The sequence below is a fragment of the Kitasatospora sp. NPDC001132 genome, from assembly GCF_053598415.1.
Genome location: NZ_JBSFKF010000058.1, coordinates 1 through 17,482 on the forward strand (window position 1 = coordinate 1; position 17,482 = coordinate 17,482).

Sequence of the window (17,482 nt, forward strand, 5' to 3'; positions counted from 1 at the left end):
CAACGCCACCACCCTCCACGCCACCCTCACCCCCACCACCCCCGACACCACCCACCTCACCATCACCGACCCCACCGGCACCCCCGTCCTCACCGCCGGCCTGACCCTTCGCACCTTCGATCCCAGCACCCTCGGCTCGAACCGCGACCCGCTCTACACGGTCGACTGGCAGAAGCTGCCCATCCGCCCCACCGACACCGGAACCGGCACCGGCACCGGCACCACCGACTGGGCCCTCGTCGGCGGGACCACCGACCCGATCGCGTCCGCTCTCGGCATCACCGAGATCCACCCCACCCTGACCGCCCTCCGTGCCGCGGCCGACGCGTCCGGACGTACCCCCGCCACCGTGCTCCTCCCTTGGCCCACCCCAGAGCACGGCCTCCCCGGGGCCGCCCACCACTCCGCCCGCACCGCCCTGGCCGTCCTCCAGGAGTGGCTGTCCGACGAACGCCTCGCCGACTCCCGCCTTGTCGTCCTCACCCGGGGCGCCGTCGCGGCCGGTCCCGCCCCCGCGGTCCCCGCCCTCGCGGACTCGCCCGTCTGGGGCCTGCTGCGGACCGCGCAGTCGGAGGCTCCCGGCCGGTTCACCGTCCTCGACCTCGATCCCGCGGTCCCGGTCCACGAGAGTGCCCGCCTGCTGCCCGATGCCCTCGCCTCCGGTCGCAGCCAGCTCGCCGTCCGCGACGACGCCCTCCACAGCCCGACCCTCGGCCGCACGACCGCCACCGGCACCGGCACCATCGACCTCGCTCCCGCCGGAACCGTCCTGATCACCGGTGCCTTCGGTCAACTCGGTGCGCTGCTGGCCCGGCACCTGGTGACCGAGCACGGCGTCCGGCACCTCCTGCTCACCAGCCGCCGGGGCGCCGAGGCCCCCGGCGCCGCCGAACTCATCACCGAACTCACCGACTCCGGCGCCGAGGTCCGGGCCGTCGCCTGCGACACCACCGACCGCGACGCCGTCGCCGCCCTCCTCACCGCCGTACCCACCGACCACCCCCTCACCGCCGTCATCCACACCGCCGGCGTCCTCGACGACGGCATCATCACCGCCCTCACCCCCGAACGCCTCGACACCGTCCTGCGCCCCAAGATCGACGCCGCACTGCACCTCCACGAGCTGACAGCCCACCTCCCGCTGTCCGCCTTCGTCCTGTACTCCTCCGTCAGCGGCCTCACCGGCACCGCCGGTCAGGCCAACTACGCCGCCGCCAACGCCTTCCTGGACGCCCTCGCCCACCACCGACACACCCTCGGCCTGCCCGCCACCTCCCTCGCCTGGGGCCTCTGGGACGAGGGCGGCATGGGCGAGAAGCTGAACGAGGCCGACCTGATCAGGCTTCGCCGCTCCGGGATCGTCCCGATGGCGCCCGAGGACGCGCTGCGGATGTTCGACGCGGCGCTCGGCCACGGCAGCCCCCTGCTCGCCCCGGTCGCCCTCGACAGCTCGGCCCTCCAGGCCAGGTCGGCCTCGGGCACGCTCCCCGAGATCCTGCGCGGCCTGGTTCGGACCGCCCAGCGGCCGCCCCGCGCGAAGGCGGCCCCGACCGCGGTGGCCGCCACCGGCCCGTCCCTGCGCGACCGGCTCGCCGCGGCCCCGACGGAGGAGCGCGAGCCGCTGCTCCTGGAGCTGGTGCGGGAGCACGCGGCGGCCGTCCTCGGGCACGGCTCGCCGGACCGGGTCGAGGCGGAGCGCGGGCTGCTGGACCTCGGGTTCGACTCGCTCACGGCGGTGGAGTTCCGCAACCGGATCAACAAGGTCACCGGGCTGCGCCTGGCCACCACGGTGGTCTTCGACCACCCGACCCCGCTGGCGGTCGCCCGGCACCTGCTCGCCGAACTGGCCCCGGCGCAACCGGCCGGCGCCGGGGGCCCGTTGGAGGCGATCGACCGGCTGGAGGCACTGCTCAAGCAGCACTCGGCGGACGCCGCCGGCGGCGTCGTCGTCCCGGAGGCGGCCGAGATCGCCCAGCGCCTCCAGCACGTGTTGCAGGGCTGGCACGGGCTGACGGCCGGGGAGGACCCGGACGGCGACCTGGCGGCGGCGACCGACGACGAGCTGTTCGACGCCCTCGACAAGGAGCTCGGCCTGGCCTGATCCCGCCCGCCGTCCCGCTCCCGACCGACATTTCCAGCTGAAGGTAGATTCCGTGGCGAACAACGACGTGCCGAACAACCAAGCGGCGAACAACGAGGAGAAACTCCGCGAGTACCTCAAGCGGGCCACCACCGATCTGCGGCAGGCCCGACGGCGGCTGACCGAGATCGAGGACGCCCGGCAGGAGCCGATCGCGATCGTCGGGATGGCCTGCCGCTACCCCGGCGGGGTCACCACGCCCGAGGAGCTGTGGCAGCTGGTCGCCGACGGCACGGACGCCATCGGCACCTTCCCCGAGGACCGGGACTGGGAGGAGGACCTGTACGACCCGGACCCGCACGCGACCGGCAAGTCGATCACCCGGCACGGTGGGTTCCTGTACGGTGCCGCCGAGTTCGACCCGGAGTTCTTCGGCCTCAGCCCGCGCGAGGCGCTGGCCACCGACCCGCAGCAGCGGCTGCTGCTGGAGACCGCGTGGGAGGCCGTCGAGCGGGCCGGCATCGACCCGACCAGCCTGCGCGGCAGCGACACCGGGGTCTTCGCCGGGGTGATGTACCACGACTACGCCTCGCGGCTGAAGCCCGCCCCCGAGGAGTACGAGGGCTACCTCGCCAGTGGCAGCCTGGGCAGCGTGGCGTCCGGCCGGCTGGCGTACGTCTTCGGCCTGGAGGGCCCGGCCGTGTCCGTGGACACCGCCTGCTCCTCCTCGCTGATCGCCCTGCACCTGGCCGCCCAGGCGCTGCGGCAGGGCGAGTGCTCGCTCGCCCTCGCGGGCGGGGTGACGGTGATGTCCACGCCCAACACCTTCGTGGAGTTCAGCCGCCAGCAGGGCCTGTCCGCCGATGGCCGGTGCCGTTCGTTCTCGGACGACGCGGACGGCACGGGCTGGGGCGAGGGCGCGGGCCTGCTCCTCCTGGAGCGCCTGTCCGACGCCCGCCGCAACGGCCACCCGGTCCTCGCCCTGATCCGCGGCACCGCCACCAACCAGGACGGCGCCAGCAGCCGGCTCACCGCCCCCAACGGGCCCAGCCAGGAGCGGGTCATCCGCCAGGCCCTCGCCAACGCCCGGCTGACGGCCGACCAGGTGGACGCCGTCGAGGCCCACGGCACCGGCACCAAGCTCGGCGACCCCATCGAGGCGCAGGCCCTGCTGAACACCTACGGCCGCGCCCGCGATGCCGAACACCCGCTCTGGCTCGGTTCCCTGAAGACCAACGTCGGCCACACCATGGCGGCGGCGGGGGTCGGCGGCGTGATCAAGATGGTCATGGCGATGCGGCACGCGACCCTCCCCCGCACCCTGCACGTCAGCGAGCCCACCAGCCACGTCGACTGGTCCGACGGCACCGTCCGACTGCTCACCGACGCCCGCCCGTGGGGCACCGAGGGCGGCCGGCCGCGCCGCGCCGCCGTCTCCTCCTTCGGCATCAGCGGCACCAACGCCCACGTCATCCTCGAACAGCCCGTCGAGGAAGCCGCGGAGCCGAACACCGGGGAGCCGCCTGCCTCCGCTCCGGCCGCCCTCGAACTCCAGGCCCTGCCCTGGCAGTTGTCCGCCAGGTCGGCCGAGGCCCTGCGCGGCCAGGCCCGCGCCCTGGCCACCCACCTGGAGCGCCGGCCGGGCACCGACACCACCGCCGCCTCCCACGCCCTGGCCGCCCGCACCCGCTTCGACCACCGCGCCGTCGTCCTCGGCCAGGACCGCGAGGGCCTGCTCGCCGGACTGCGCGCGCTCGCCGAGGGCACCGAGGCCCCGGGTCTGGTCACCGGCACGGTCCGGCCGGGCAAGACGGCGTTCCTGTTCACCGGCCAGGGCAGCCAGCGCCCCGGCATGGGGCGCGAACTCTACGAGGCGGTACCGGCGTTCGCCGCCGCCTTCGACGACGCCTGCGACCGCTTCGACCGGCTGCTCGACCGTCCGCTGCACGAGGTGCTGTGGGGCGGCGGCGAGGCTTCGGAGGTGCTGCACCAGACCGCGTACACCCAGGCCGCGCTGTTCACCCTGCAGACCGCCCTCTACCGGACGCTGGAGCAGCAGGGCATCGTCCCCGACTACCTGATCGGCCACTCGATCGGCGAGGTCGCCGCCGCCCACGTGGCCGGGGTGTTCTCGCTGGAGGACGCGGTGAGCCTGGTCGCCGCGCGGGGCTGCTACATGCAGGCCGCGCGCAACGACGGCGCGATGGCCGCCCTGGAAGCCACCGAGGAGGAGGTGCTGGCGCTGCTGGAGGTGCTGGGCCGCGAGCTGGACCTCGCCGCCGTCAACGGCCCCCGCTCGACCGTCGTCTCGGGTGACACCCCCGCGGTCGAGGCCGTCGCCGCGCACTTCGCCGCCCAGGGCCGCCGCACCACCCGCCTCCAGGTCAGCCACGCCTTCCACTCCCCCCACATGGCCGGCTTCCTGGACGACTTCCGGGCCTCGATCGGCAAGCTGACCTTCCGCCCGGCCCGGATCCCGGTGATCTCCAACCTCACCGCGCAGCCGGTCACCGGGGAACTCACCGACCCGGCGTACTGGGCCCGCCACGTCCGCGAGGCCGTCCGCTTCCACCCCGGGATCCAGTACCTGGAGGCCGCGGGCGTCACCCGCTTCCTGGAGCTCGGCCCCGACGCCACCCTCACCGCGCTCACCCGCCAGAGCCTCACCACCGACGCCGTGGCGATCCCCACCCTGCGCAAGAACACCCCCGAAACCCAGACCTTCACCACCGCCCTCGCCACCCTCCACACCACCGGCCACACCCCCACCTGCTACCGGCCGGCCTCCCCCACCCCCCACGTCGACCTGCCCACCTACCCCTTCCAGCGCCGCCACTACTGGCTGGCGGCCCGCCGGACGGCCGGCGGGCAGTCCGGCACCGACCACCCGCTGCTGAGCACCGCCGTCCGGCTGGCCGAGAGCGACCGGCTGGTCCTCAGCGGCCGGTTCTCCACCCGCACCCACCCGTGGCTGGCCGACCACACCATCGCCGGGGCCGCGCTGCTGCCGGGCACCGCCTTCGTCGACCTCGCGCTGCACGCCGCGGAGCTGGCCGGAGCGGCGACGCTGGAGGACCTCACCCTGGAGGCTCCGCTGGTGCTCGGCGGGCCCGGCGCCGTCGAACTCCAGCTCACCGTGGAGGGCCCGGACGACCGCGGGCTGCGCGCCTTCGCCGTCCACTCGCGCACCGAGGACTCCGCCCCCTGGACCCGGAACGCGACCGGCGCCCTCTCCGACGCGGTCCCCGGCACCGACCCGGACGCCGGGGTCCTGACCGCCTGGCCTCCGGCCGGCACACCGGTCGACCTGACCGACCTCTACCCGCGCCTCGCCGAGCGCGGCTACGCCTACGGCCCGCTCTTCCAGGGCCTCGTCCGGGCCTGGCGCGACGGCGACACCCACTACGCCGAGGTCCGCCTGCCCGAGGGCGCCGCCACGGAGGGCCACGCCCTCCACCCCGCGCTGCTGGACGCCGCCCTGCACCCGTGGGCGCTCGCCTCCGGGGCGCTGGACGCCGACGAGGACGGGTCCGTGCTGCTGCCGTTCAGCTGGTCCGGTGTACGGCTGGCGGCGCTGGGAGCGCGCACGCTGCGGGTGCGGCTGGCCCCGGCGGGCGAGCGGACCATGCGCCTGGACCTGGCCGACCCGGAAGGAGCGCCGGTGGCGACGGTCGCCGCGCTCACCGCGCGCCCCGGCTCGCTGCGGGACTTCGCCGCCCTCGCCGGCCCGGCCGCCCGGGCCGCGGAGACCGCGGGCACCCCGCTGCACCTGGTGGAGTGGAAGCCGCTGGCCACCGCCCCGCTCGACCCCGCCGCCTGCGCCCGGGGCGTCCACGTCCTCGCGCCGGACGGCCTCGGCCTCGCCGACGCCCTGGGCGCCACCGTCCACGCCGACGTGGCCGCCCTGCGGACGGCCCTCGCCCGGGAGTCGGCCCCCGCCCTGGTCCTGGCCGCGCTCACCGGGGAGTCACCGGCCGACGCCGAACTGCCCGATCACGCCCGGGGCCTGGCCGAACGGGCCCTCGCCCTCACCCAGGAGTGGCTGGCCGAGGGCGTCCCCGACGACGCCCGCCTCGTCCTGGTCACCCGGGGTGCGGTGGCCGCCCGCCCCGGCCCGGAGATCCGCGACCTCGCGGCGTCCACCGTCTGGGGCCTGGTCAGGACCGCCCACTCCGAGCACCCGGACCGCTTCGGCCTGCTCGACCTCGACGGTCCGCTCGCCGAGGGCCCGGCCGGGGCCGTCACCGCCGCCCTGCTCGCCGGCGAGGAGTTCCAACTCGCCGTGCGCGACGGCAAGGTGTACGCCCCGCGGCTGGTCCGCGCGGCCGCCGCCACCGAGCTGCTCACCCCGCCGCCGGGCACCGAGCACTGGCGGCTGGACGTCCGCAGCAAGGGCAGTCTGAGCGACCTGGCCCTGCTCCCGGCGCCCGAGGCCGGTGCCCCGCTGGCGCCCGGCGAGGTACGGGTGCGGGTGCGCGCCGCCGGCCTGAACTTCCGCGACGTGCTGATCGGCCTCGGGATGTACCCGGGCGACGAGGCGCAGATCGGGGGCGAGGCGGCCGGCGTGGTGCTGGAGACCGGGCCGGGGGTCACCTCGGTGGCGGTCGGCGACCGGGTGATGGGGCTGTTCCCGAGCGCGGTCGGCCCGGCGGCGGTCACCGACCACCGGTGGCTGACCCGGATGCCGCGGGGCTGGAGCTTCACCGACGCCTCGGTCGTCCCGGTGGTGTTCCTGACCGCCTTCTACGGCCTGACGGACCTGGCCCGGGTCCGCGAGGGCGAGTCGCTGCTCGTGCACGCCGCGACCGGCGGCGTGGGCCAGGCCGCGCTGCAGCTGGCCCGGCACTGGGGCCTGGAGGTGTACGGCACGGCCAGCGCCCCGAAGTGGGAGACGCTGCGCTCGCTCGGCGTGCCCCAGGAGCGGATCGCCTCCAGCCGCACCCTCGACTTCGAGGAGCAGTACCGGGCGGCGACCGGCGGCCGGGGCTTCGACGTGGTGCTCAACTCGCTGGCGCAGGAGTTCGTGGACGCCTCGCTGCGCCTGCTGGCGCCCGGCGGGCGCTTCCTGGAGATGGGCAAGACCGACATCCGCGACGAGGCGCAGGTGCGCGAGCGCTTCCCCGGAGTGTCGTACACCGCCTACGACCTGATGCGGGTGCCGCGCGAGCGGGTCCAGGAGATGCTGGCGGAGCTGGTCGCCCTGTTCGAGGAGGGGGCGCTGCGCCCGCTGCCGGTGACGGCCTGGGACGTCAGCCACGCCCCGGAGGCGCTGCGCCACCTGAGCCAGGCCCGGCACACCGGCAAGGCGCTGCTGACGCTGCCCGCCCCGCTGGACCCGGAGGGCACGGTGCTCGTCACGGGCGGTACCGGGACCCTCGGCGGTCTGCTCGCGCGGCACCTGGTGACCCGGCACGGCGTCCGGCACCTGCTGCTCACCAGCCGCCGCGGCCCGCAGGCGCCGGGTGCCGCGGAGCTGCTGCGGGAGTTGGCCGACCTCGGTGCCCGGGCCCGGATCGAGGCCTGCGACACCGCCGACGAGGCCGCTCTCGCCGCCCTGCTCGCGTCCGTCCCGGCGGACCACCCGCTGACCGCCGTCGTGCACACCGCGGGTGCGCTGGACGATGCCGTCCTGGCCGCGCAGAGCCCGGGGCGGCTGGCCACCGCGCTGCGTCCCAAGGCGGACGCCGCGTGGAACCTGCACCGGCTCACCCGTCACCTGGACCTGAGCGCCTTCGTCCTCTACTCGTCGGTCAGCGGCCTGACCGGCACCCCCGGCCAGGCCAACTACGCGGCCGCCAACGCCTTCCTGGACGCCCTGGCCCACCACCGGCACACCCTCGGCCTGCCCGCGACCTCGCTGGCCTGGGGTCTGTGGGCGCAGGCCAGCACCATGACCGAGGGCCTCGGCGAGGCCGACCTGGCCCGGATGGCCCGGGACGGCGTCCTGCCCCTGGAGAACGAGCAGGGCCTCGCGCTGTTCGACGAGGCGCTGGCGGGCCGTCAGCCGCTGGCCGTGGGGCTGGGCCTGGACCTGTCGGCGCTGCGCCGCCGGGCCGCGGCCGGCGCTTCCCGGCCGCTGTTCGCCGAGTTGGTGGGCCGGGCCCCGACCCGCCGCACCGCGGCGGACGGCGGGGGCGCGGCGCCCGACGGCGCCCGGGCGGTGCGCGAGCGGCTCGTGGCGCTGGACCAGGCGGAGCGGCAGGAGGAGTTGGTGGACCTGGTGCGCGGCCATGTCGCCGTGGTGCTCGGTCACACCGACGCCGGGACGATCGGGACCGAGCGCCCGTTCAAGGACCTCGGTTTCGACTCGCTGACCTCGGTGGAGCTGCGCAACCGGCTGGCCACGGCCTTCGAGCTGCGGCTGCCGACCACGCTGGTCTTCGACCACCCGACCCCGATCGACCTGGCTCGGTTCCTGGCGCAGGAGCTGGCCCCGGCCGAGGAGGACGGGCTGGCCTCGGCGCTGGCGGACCTGGAGCGGGTGGAGCGCCGGCTGGCCTCGCTGCCCGCCGGGGGCGGGGACCGGCACCGGCTGACCGGCCGGGTGCGGGAGTTGCTGCTGCGGCTGGAGGCGGCCGAGGGCGGGGACGGCGAGGGAGGCGACCGGGGCGCGCAGGTGCAGCTGGGCGAGACCTCGGACGACGACCTGTTCGACTTCATCGACCGTGAGCTCGGGGTCAACTGACTTGCACTCAGCTCGGCTCGATCTCATGCCGATTGATGGGCGTTGATAAACGGGGACTCTCCCTGTATCTTCCCTGGAGGATACAGGGAGAGTCCCCGTTTAGGTTCTGAGGAGACAGCACACCCATGAGCGAACAGACTTCGGCGACCACTGCGGGCGCTCGCCCGACGGGCGCCGCGGGAGCAGGGACGAAGGAGAAGCGCCCGGGCGTGGTGCTCGTCCTCGTCCTGGCCCTCCAGACCATGCTCATCCTTGACGTCAACGTGGTGAACATCGCCCTTCCCGACCTCAAGGACGCACTCGGCTTCACCCCCACCGGCCTTTCCTGGGTGCTGAGTTCGTACCTGCTGACGTTCGGCGGCCTGCTGCTGCTGGGCGGCCGGGCCGGCGACATCCTGGGCCACCGCAAGGGCCTGCTGGTCGGTGTCACGGTGTTCACGGCGGCCTCCCTGCTCGGCGGCCTGTCCACCTCGGCCGGGATGCTGCTGGCCGCGCGGGCCGTCCAGGGCGTCGGCGCGGCGATCGCGGCACCGACCGTGCTCGCCCTGATCGCCACCCACTTCACCGAGGAGAAGGCCCGCGCCAAGGCGCTCGGCGCCTACGCGGCGGTGTCCGGCTCGGGTGCGGCGATCGGCCTGATCGGCGGCGGCCTGCTCACCGACTGGCTCTCCTGGCGCTGGGTGCTGTTCATCAACGTGCCGATCGGCCTGGTGCTGCTGATCCTGGCCCCGATGTTCATCCACGAGACCGACCGCACGCCCGGCTCCTTCGACCTCGGCGGCGCGCTCAGCTCCACCCTCGGCATGACCGCGCTGGTGTACGGCTTCATCCGCGCCGCCGAGCAGGGCTGGGGCGACGGTCTGACGATCGGTTCGTTCGTGGCGGCGATCGTCCTGCTGGCGCTGTTCATCGTGGTCGAGAACAAGGCCAAGCAGCCGATCACCCCGCTGCGGCTGTTCGCCGACCGCAACCGCGCCATCGGCTACCTCGCCCTGCTGTTCGTGATGGCGGCGGGCAACTCGATGTTCTTCTTCCTCACCCAGTTCCTGCAGGAGGTCAGCGGCTTCAGCCCGATCAAGGCGGGACTGGCGTTCGTCCCGCTGGCGCTGCTGATCCTCGGCTCCTCCAGTGTGGCCGCCAAGCAGCTGCCGCGCTTCGGCGCCCGGGTGCTGACGGCCGTCGGCGCCGCCGCCATCAGCGTCTCGCTGATCTGGTTCGCCCAGATCACGCCGTCCTCCTCCTACCTGTCCGCGCTGCTCGGCCCGATGGTCGTCGCCGGACTCGGCATGGGCGTCCTGCTGGTCGGCGTCACCACGATCCTGATGTCCGGCATCAAGCCGGAGGAGACCGGCGCCGCGTCGGGCCTGCTGAACGTGATGCAGCAGATCGGCGGTGCGCTGGGCCTCGCGGTGATGGTGACCGTCTTCGGCGCCGCGACCCGCGGCGCCGAGGCCCCGGCGGGCCTGGACACCAAGGGCGCGGCCGACTACGTCCTGACCGAGGGCGTCACGGCGGCCTTCAGCTGGGGCGCCGGGTTCACCGCGCTGACCATCCTGCTGACCCTGGTCATGCGGCGGATGACGGCCGGCGGCGACACCCAGCAGCAGAACGAGCAGCCCGTGCACGCGGGCCTCTGACTCTCGGGCGATCGTCCGAGAACATCCGCCGGGCGCGGCTGCCCCCGTCCGCACCCGGCACCGGCCCCGGTCGGCAACAGCCGACCGGGGCCTCGCCGCTCCCGAGCGCCGGCTGCGGGTGATCGAACTTGAGAGTCAGTCATTTAGTAGACTGACCGACTAGATGATTGATGCGAAAGGTCAGTGATCGTAGGCGGAGGACGGGGTCCGGAGGTGAAGCCGAGCAGGGCCTGCAGCACTGCGAGGATGACCGGCCCGGCGTAGCTCAGCCGGGCGCGATGCCGAGCCCGGGACGCCGCGACGCTAGATATGACGATTCGATCAACAGATCGTCTGTCTTCGCATAGAGTGCAGTGCCGAGGGAGTCCGGATCAGGCGTCACAACCGATCCTTGGACTCCCTCGCTTCATGTCCTGCGTGCCGCGAGCCCTTGGTGTCGATCATCCAGTGCGGAGTGTCATCGGTAAGCGATCATGCGTTTATTCCACCGGGGGAAAGGTCAATTCGCTGTGGTGAATGTGCTGCCGGTCACGGACAACCCTGAACGCATCTCCTCCGTCCGCTGTGACGAGTCGCTCGAACTACTGCGCGCGGTGGACCGGCTGGCGGGCGGCCAGGGCGGGGTGATCGAACTGATCGGTTGCCCCGGTTCCGGAAAGAGCAGACTGCTCGGGCCCATGACCGCGGCGGCCAGATCCCGTGGCATCACCGTCCTCGACGGTCGCTGCTCCCCCACCGAGCGGCAGTACCCGCTGGCCGTCTTCACCCGGGCCCTGGCGGGGGTGATGACCCCGGAGAGGCTGGCCGAACTCTCTCCCGGACACGCCTCGCTGCTGCGCGCGGCGCTCTGCGCCCAACTCGGCCCCGACGCCCGGCGACCGGAGCCGCTCGGCGTCTCCCAGGCCGTACGCGCCCTGCTGGAACGCTCCGCCCGCGACGGCGGCGGGCTGCTCCTGGTCCTCGACGACTTCCACTGGGCCGATCCGCAGTCCCTCGAACTCGCCGACCACCTCGTCCGGTTGACCGCCCCCGCGCCCGTCCTGCTGGTCATCGTCCACCGGCCGCGACAGGCCCACGCCCCGCTCCTGGGCACCCTGGCCCAGGGCGTCGAGTCGGGACAGGTGGAACGGATCGAACTCGGTGCGCTCACCCTCTGCCAGGCCGCCTCGCTGCTCGGCGTACCGACCGACACCGGCTGGCTGCCCGCCGTCTACCACGAGAGCCAGGGCAACCCCCTCTGCCTGCTCGTACTCGGCGAGACCGCGCCGCTCAGCCCGCTGCTGGGCACCAGGCTGCTCACCGGACGGCTGGCCCCGCTGGCCGCCGAACTCGCCCTGCTCGACCCCGCAGAGCGGCTGGTCGCCGAGTCCGGCGCCGTCCTCGGTGACCGCTTCAGCTGGGAGGAGCTGTCCGCCGTCTCCGAGCTGCCCGCCCCCGAACTCACCACCATCGTCACCGAACTGATCGACGTCGACGTCCTGCGCCCGCTGCGCGGCTCCACCTCGCTGCTCACCTTCCGGCACACCGTGCTGCGCCGGATGCTGCACGACCAGGCCGACCACTGCTGGCGCGCCCGCGCGCACCGCCGGGCGCTCACCGTGCTCAGCCGCCGGACCACCTCCGCCGCCGAGCGCGCCATCCACATCGAGCTGTCCGCCAGCAGCTTCACCCGCGAGGACCTGGAGATCCTGGCGAAGGCCGGCGAGGAGGCCGTCCCGTCCTCCCCCGTGGACGCCGCCCGCTGGCTGCTGCTGGCCCTCAAGGGACTGCCGCCCAACGGTGACTCACCGGGACGGCTGCTGGGCCTGATCCCCCCGCTCGCCAAGGCGCTGCGGGCCGCCGAGTACGGCTGCAAGAACGACACCCTGCAGCACCTGCTGACCCAGGGCACCCCTCTGCAGCCCACCGAGTCCTACCGCTCCGCGGTGCGGCTGTGCGCGCTCGTCGACTGCCTGCACGGGCGCTACGAGGCGGCCGACGCCCTGCTGGCCGGCGAACTGACCGCCCTCACCGCCAGCAAGGTCCCCAACGGCGACCTGCTGGCCCGCTTCACCGTCTACCGGGGCATCGTCGCCCTGCTGGGCCAGCACCGGAACCTGCCGCGACTGGCCGCCGAGGCGCTGCTGCTGGCCCGGACCGACGGGCATCCCACCACCCTCGCGGGCGCACTGGTGCTGCACGCGCTGGCCGAGCTGGGCGAGGGCCGCACCAAGTCCTGCCTGGCCTCGTACGACGCCGCCGTCCGGCAGATGGACGAGCTGCCGACCGCCGAGGCCTACCTGCACACCGAGTTCCTCGCCCTGCTCGGCTGGTGCGCCTTCGCGCTCGGCCGCCCGCGCGAGGCGGAGTCCTTCTACGAGCGGGGCGTGGAGCTGACGTCGGACTGCTCGCACAACGCGATGCTGCCGGTCCTGCTGAGCGGCCTGGCGGAGACCCAGCTGGTCCAGGGCCGGCCGGCCAGCGCGCGCCGCTCCGCGGCCCGGGCGGCGGACCTCGCGGCCTACCTGAACGCCGACCAGCTGCGCACCCACGCGCTCGCCCAGGAGGCGCTGTGCGTCACCTACGCCGAACCGCCGGGCAGCAGCCGGGCCTCGGCGCTGGCCGAGGAGGCGCTGCGGGCGCTGCGGCCCGGGCCGGGCAGCTGGTACGGCTCCGCGGTGCTGACGCTGGCCGAGACGATGCTGACGCAGGGCAGCCCCGAGCGGTGCCTGAGCCTGCTGGTCGAGCTGGACTCCCCCGCGGTCACGGGGCTGTCCGTGATGAACCGGGCCCGCTACCACGAGCTGCTGACCCGGGCGGCGACCGCCGCCGGGGTCGAGGGCGGCTCCCACTGGGCCGAGACGGCGGAGTGCACCGCGCGGCTGTTCGGGACACCGCACACCTCCGCGTACGCGGCGATGGCCAGAGGCCACTTCCTGCTGCGGGAGGACCGGGCCGGGGAGGCCGTCGCCGCGTACCGGGAGGCGGAGCGACTCTTCGACGGCTCCCACCTGCGGCTGCCGCAGCTGACCGCGCGGCTGCGCGCGGCCCGGGCGCTGGCCGCCGCCGGCCGCCCGGACCGGGCCCGGGCGCTGGCGGAGCGGATGAACGCGCTGGCCGAGCAGTGGGGGGTGCTGCTGTACGCCCGGACGAGCCCGGACCACACCTTCGAGGGCACCCTGGACCGCGGCTGCCACGCGCTGATGCCGACGCCCGCCCCGCCGGCCGCGGACGACCTGGCCCTGCTGACCCAGCGGGAGCTGGAAGTGGCCCGGCTGGCCGGCACCGGCCAGCGCACCCGGGAGATCGCCGAGGCGCTCCAGGTGAGCCCCCGCACGGTGGAGGTCCACCTCTCCCGGATCTACCGGAAACTGGAGGTCGGCTCGCGGGCCGAGCTGGCCAGGCTGATGGCCGTACGTATTTCCCCTGATGCCGTTAAGTGATCCCTCTGAAAACATGAGGACAACGCGCCGGGCGGGGCATTCAGCCCCGCCCGCCTCAATGAGCACTTCACGGGGGCGAACGATATGGGTCAAAGTCAGGTTTCCGGTCTTCATGTCTGGCAGGCTTCCGGGAGTTGTTCGCCCACGGGCCTCGCGGACGGCGAGCCCATCGCCGCCGACGCCTTCCGCCGGGTATTCCGACGCCATCCGGCCGGTGTGGCCGTCATCACGGTTTCCGACGGCGCGAAGCCGGTCGGCTTCACCGCCACCTCACTGGCGTCCCTGTCCTCCACGCCCCCGCTGATCTCCTTCGGCATCGGCCGCACCGCTTCCTCCTGGGCGGCCGTGTGCACGGCCGAGCACCTCGCGGTGCACCTGCTCGCCGAGGACCAGCAGGAGCTCGCGACCACCTTCGCCCGCAGCGGCATCGACCGCTTCGCGCCGCCCACCGCCTGGCGCCCGGGCCCGTACGGGGTGCCGCTGCTGGAGGACGTGCCCGCCGCGCTGGTGTGCCGCAAGGTGTACGACCTGCCCGCCGGCGACCACACCCTGGTGATCGGTCAGCCGGTGCACGCGGTCGAGGGCGGCGCAGCGCAGCCCCTGGTCTATCTCGACGGGCGATACGGCTCAGTGTCGCGCTGAGCCCGTCGGTCACGCGAATCCCCCCACGAAGGACAGACAATGCGATTCGAGATTCTGGGCAGCCTGCGAATGACCGACGGCGAGAACGTCTTCGGCATCAGCGCACCCAAGGTGGAGTCCCTGCTCGCCGCTCTGCTGGTGCGCGCGGACGACGTGGTGTCCACCGACCAGCTGTGCCACGAGATCTGGGGCGACGCACTGCCCCGCCGCGGCACGGCGACGCTGCACGTCTACATATCGCAGCTGCGCAAGCTGCTGAAGCGGCCGGGGACGGCGGCCGCGCCGATCGTCACCCGCCACCCCGGCTACGTGCTCCGGCTCGACGGCCACAGCCTGGACTCGGACGACTTCCAGCGGCTGGTGCGGCTGGGCCGGTCCGCGATCAGGGACGGCCGGTACGCGGAGGCCTCCACCCACTGCGACCAGGCCCTGTCCCTGTGGCGCGGCAGGGCGCTGGGCGAGTTGCGCGGCGGCGCGATCGTCGACGAGTTCGCCACCTGGGCCGAGGAGGCCCGACTGGAGTGCATCGAGATGCGCAACGAGGCGGATCTGATGCTGGGTCGGCACCGGGAACTGGTGGGCCCGCTGTACACGCTGGTGAAGAAGCACCCCCTGATCGAGGCCTTCCACCGGCAACTGATGCTGGCGCTCTACCGCTCGGACCGCCGGGCCGACGCGCTCCAGGTGTTCCACCGGGTGCGGTCGGTGCTGGACCGCGAGCTGGGCATCGCGCCCTGCCGCCAGCTGCACCAGCTGCACGACCAGATCCTGCTGGACAGCGGCCGGGGCGAGGTGCGGCGGCCGATCACCCTGCGGGCGCCGGCAGCCGCCTGAACCCGTCCCGGACCGAGGGCTCCCTTCCTTCTCAACTGTAGAACGGACAGCTGGCGTTGAAAAGTGGGGACAGTCCCCATATTCTGTTCGCCATGACCTCCGAATTGGGAATCAAGCTCTCGGTCCTGGACACCGCCCCCGTCTGGCAGGGGTCGACGGCCTCGACCTCGCTGCGCAACTCCGTGCGCCTCGCGCAGGCCGTGGAACGGCTCGGCTACCACCGCTTCTGGCTGGCCGAGCACCACAGCATGCCGTCGCTGTCGACCTCCTCGCCCGCCATCCTGGCCGGGCAGATCGCCGCCGCGACCACCCGCCTGCGGGTCGGCGCCGGCGGCGTCATGCTGCCCAACCACCCGCCGCTGGTGGTGGCCGAGCAGTTCGGCACCCTCGCCGCCCTCAACCCCGACCGGATCGACCTCGGCCTCGGCCGGGCCCCCGGCACCGACCCGATCACCGCCCGTGCCCTGCGCCGCCAGGCCGGCCCGCTGGGCGCGGGCGACTTCCCCGCCCAGGTCCACGAGCTGCTGAACCACTTCGCCCCGCCCGGCGGCGCCCCGGCCGCGGCGGCCAGGCCCGGCCAGGTCACCGCCGTCCCGGCCGCCGAACTGTCGGTGCCGGTCTGGCTGCTCGGCTCCAGCGGCTACAGCGCCCAGCTCGCCGCGAGCCTGGGCCTGCCCTTCGCCTACGCCCACCACTTCTCGCCGCACGGCTCGGTGGCCGCGCTCCAGGCCTACCGCGCCGAGTTCCGCCCCTCGCAGTACCTCAGCGAGCCGTACTCGATGGTCGCCGTGTTCGGCGCGGTGGCCGAGGACGACCGCAGGGGCGAGCTGCTCAGCACGCCCCTGCGGATGATCACCGCCCAGTCGCTGCGCGGGATGAATCCGCTCTTCCCGCCGGTCGAGGAGGCCTCCTCCTTCGTCTGCGGGCCCCAGGAACGCCTGGTGGTGGACCAGATGTTCGACGCCCAGATCTTCGGCGGGCCGGAGACCGTACGGCAGAAGGTCACCGAGTTCGTCCGGGCGACCGCCGTCGACGAGCTCATGGTGCTCTCCGTGGTCCAGGACCACGAGGAGCGGGTGCGCTCCTACGAGCTGCTGGCCGAGCTGGCCGGGCTCAAGCCGGACGAGTCCGTGGCCGGCTGAGCCGCCTCGGCCAGCAGCTCGAACGACCGGATCCGCGCCTGCAGGCCGAACACCGGTGTCGCCGCCAGGAGTTCGTCGAAGCCGACCTCGGCCCGGAACTCCGCGAGGCGGCGCCGGACGGTCTCCGGACCGCCGACCACCTGGGCGGCGAAGTGCCCCTCCAGATAATCCTGCTGAGCCGACGTCAGGCTGTACCGCGCCGCCTGCTCCGGGGTGCGGAACAGGGTCAGCGGGTTGATCCGCCCCTCCACGTGGGCGACCCGGATCGGACCGGCGTGCCACTGCGCCTCCTCGTCCGAGTCCGCGGCCACCACCTGCGAGGACACCGCCACGTACGGCTGCGCCAGCCGTTCCGAGGGCTGGAACTCCGCCCGGTAGCGGGCCACCGAGGCCGCCGTCCCGGCCGGGTTGAGGTGGTGCGCGAAGGCGTACGGCAGGCCCAGGCGGGCCGCCAGCGAGGCGCTGGACTCGCTGGTACCCAGCAGCCAGACCGGCACCGGGCGCTGCGGCGGCGGGCAGACCGCCACCGCGGGGCGCTCACCGTCCCCGGACGGGGTCAAGTAGTCGATCAGCTCGACGAGTTGCTCCCCGAAGGCGCCGGCGTGGGCCGGGTCCCCGGTGCGGCGCAGCGCCCGGGCGGTGGCCGGCTCCCCGCCCGGCGCCCGGCCGACCCCGAGGTCGATCCGGTCCGGGTGGAACACGTCGAGGGTGGCGAACTGCTCCGCCACCACCAGCGGCGTGTGGTTGGGCAGCATCACGCCGCCCGAGCCCACGCGCAGGGTGGAGGTGACGGCGGCCAGCTGCCCGATCAGCACCGGCGGGGTGGAGGTGCCGAAGGCGGGCATGTTGTGGTGCTCGGCCAGCCAGTACCGGCGGTAGCCGAGGCGCTCCACGGCGGGCGCCAGCTCCAGGAGTTGGTGCAGCGAGTCGGCCGCCGGGACGCCGTACCAGACGGGCACGGTGTCCAGGACGGACAGGATCGGACCGGCAGTGTCGTTCATGTGCGGCTCTCCATCGTCGTTCGGGTGATGCGGTCTGGC

At 74.0% G+C, this 17,482-nt stretch carries 7 protein-coding genes and 2 pseudogenes; 7 read left to right on the forward strand and 2 right to left on the reverse strand.

Annotation, left to right across the window (positions count from 1 at the left end; all coding sequences use genetic code 11):
* The 3 genes and pseudogenes from ACWDBE_RS37795 to ACWDBE_RS37805 all read left to right on the forward strand — a co-directional run.
* Window positions 1-2,101, forward strand: a 2,101-nt coding sequence (locus tag ACWDBE_RS37795) for an SDR family NAD(P)-dependent oxidoreductase (RefSeq protein ID WP_449810229.1), incomplete at its 5' end; no start/stop codon positions are given.
* 109 nt (window positions 2,102-2,210) lie between these two features.
* Window positions 2,211-8,765 (forward strand): annotated as a pseudogene (locus ACWDBE_RS37800) (SDR family NAD(P)-dependent oxidoreductase); the annotation flags it as partial.
* Between the two features lie 125 nt (window positions 8,766-8,890).
* A complete protein-coding gene (locus ACWDBE_RS37805) occupies window positions 8,891-10,402 on the forward strand; it encodes an MFS transporter (protein ID WP_449810230.1) in 1,512 nt (503 codons plus the stop codon).
* A 200-nt stretch (window positions 10,403-10,602) separates the two neighbouring features.
* On the opposite strand, the pseudogene ACWDBE_RS37810 reads toward ACWDBE_RS37805, so the two are convergent.
* Window positions 10,603-10,784, reverse strand: a pseudogene (locus ACWDBE_RS37810) (IS982 family transposase); the annotation flags it as partial.
* Between the two features lie 127 nt (window positions 10,785-10,911).
* Here ACWDBE_RS37810 and ACWDBE_RS37815 point away from each other — a divergent pair.
* From ACWDBE_RS37815 to ACWDBE_RS37830, 4 genes are all read left to right on the forward strand, one after another.
* Window positions 10,912-13,824: an AAA family ATPase gene (locus ACWDBE_RS37815; protein ID WP_449810231.1), complete on the forward strand. Its 2,913-nt coding sequence runs from the start codon at window positions 10,912-10,914 to the stop codon at window positions 13,822-13,824.
* Window positions 13,825-13,908: 84 nt separating this feature from the next.
* The gene (locus tag ACWDBE_RS37820; protein WP_449793374.1) at window positions 13,909-14,466 is read left to right on the forward strand and encodes a flavin reductase family protein; all 558 of its coding nucleotides are present in this window, start codon (window positions 13,909-13,911) and stop codon (window positions 14,464-14,466) included.
* 39 nt (window positions 14,467-14,505) lie between these two features.
* Window positions 14,506-15,300, forward strand: a complete 795-nt coding sequence (locus ACWDBE_RS37825; RefSeq protein ID WP_449793375.1) for an AfsR/SARP family transcriptional regulator — start codon at window positions 14,506-14,508, stop codon at window positions 15,298-15,300.
* A gap of 92 nt (window positions 15,301-15,392) precedes the next feature.
* The gene (locus ACWDBE_RS37830; RefSeq protein ID WP_449793376.1) at window positions 15,393-16,442 is read left to right on the forward strand and encodes an LLM class flavin-dependent oxidoreductase; all 1,050 of its coding nucleotides are present in this window, start codon (window positions 15,393-15,395) and stop codon (window positions 16,440-16,442) included.
* On the opposite strand, the gene ACWDBE_RS37835 is transcribed toward ACWDBE_RS37830, so the two are convergent.
* Entirely contained in the window at window positions 16,385-17,443 is a 1,059-nt protein-coding gene (locus ACWDBE_RS37835) for an LLM class flavin-dependent oxidoreductase (RefSeq protein WP_449810232.1), read from the reverse strand. The genes ACWDBE_RS37830 and ACWDBE_RS37835 overlap by 58 nt on opposite strands.
* Window positions 17,444-17,482 lie beyond the last annotated feature (39 nt).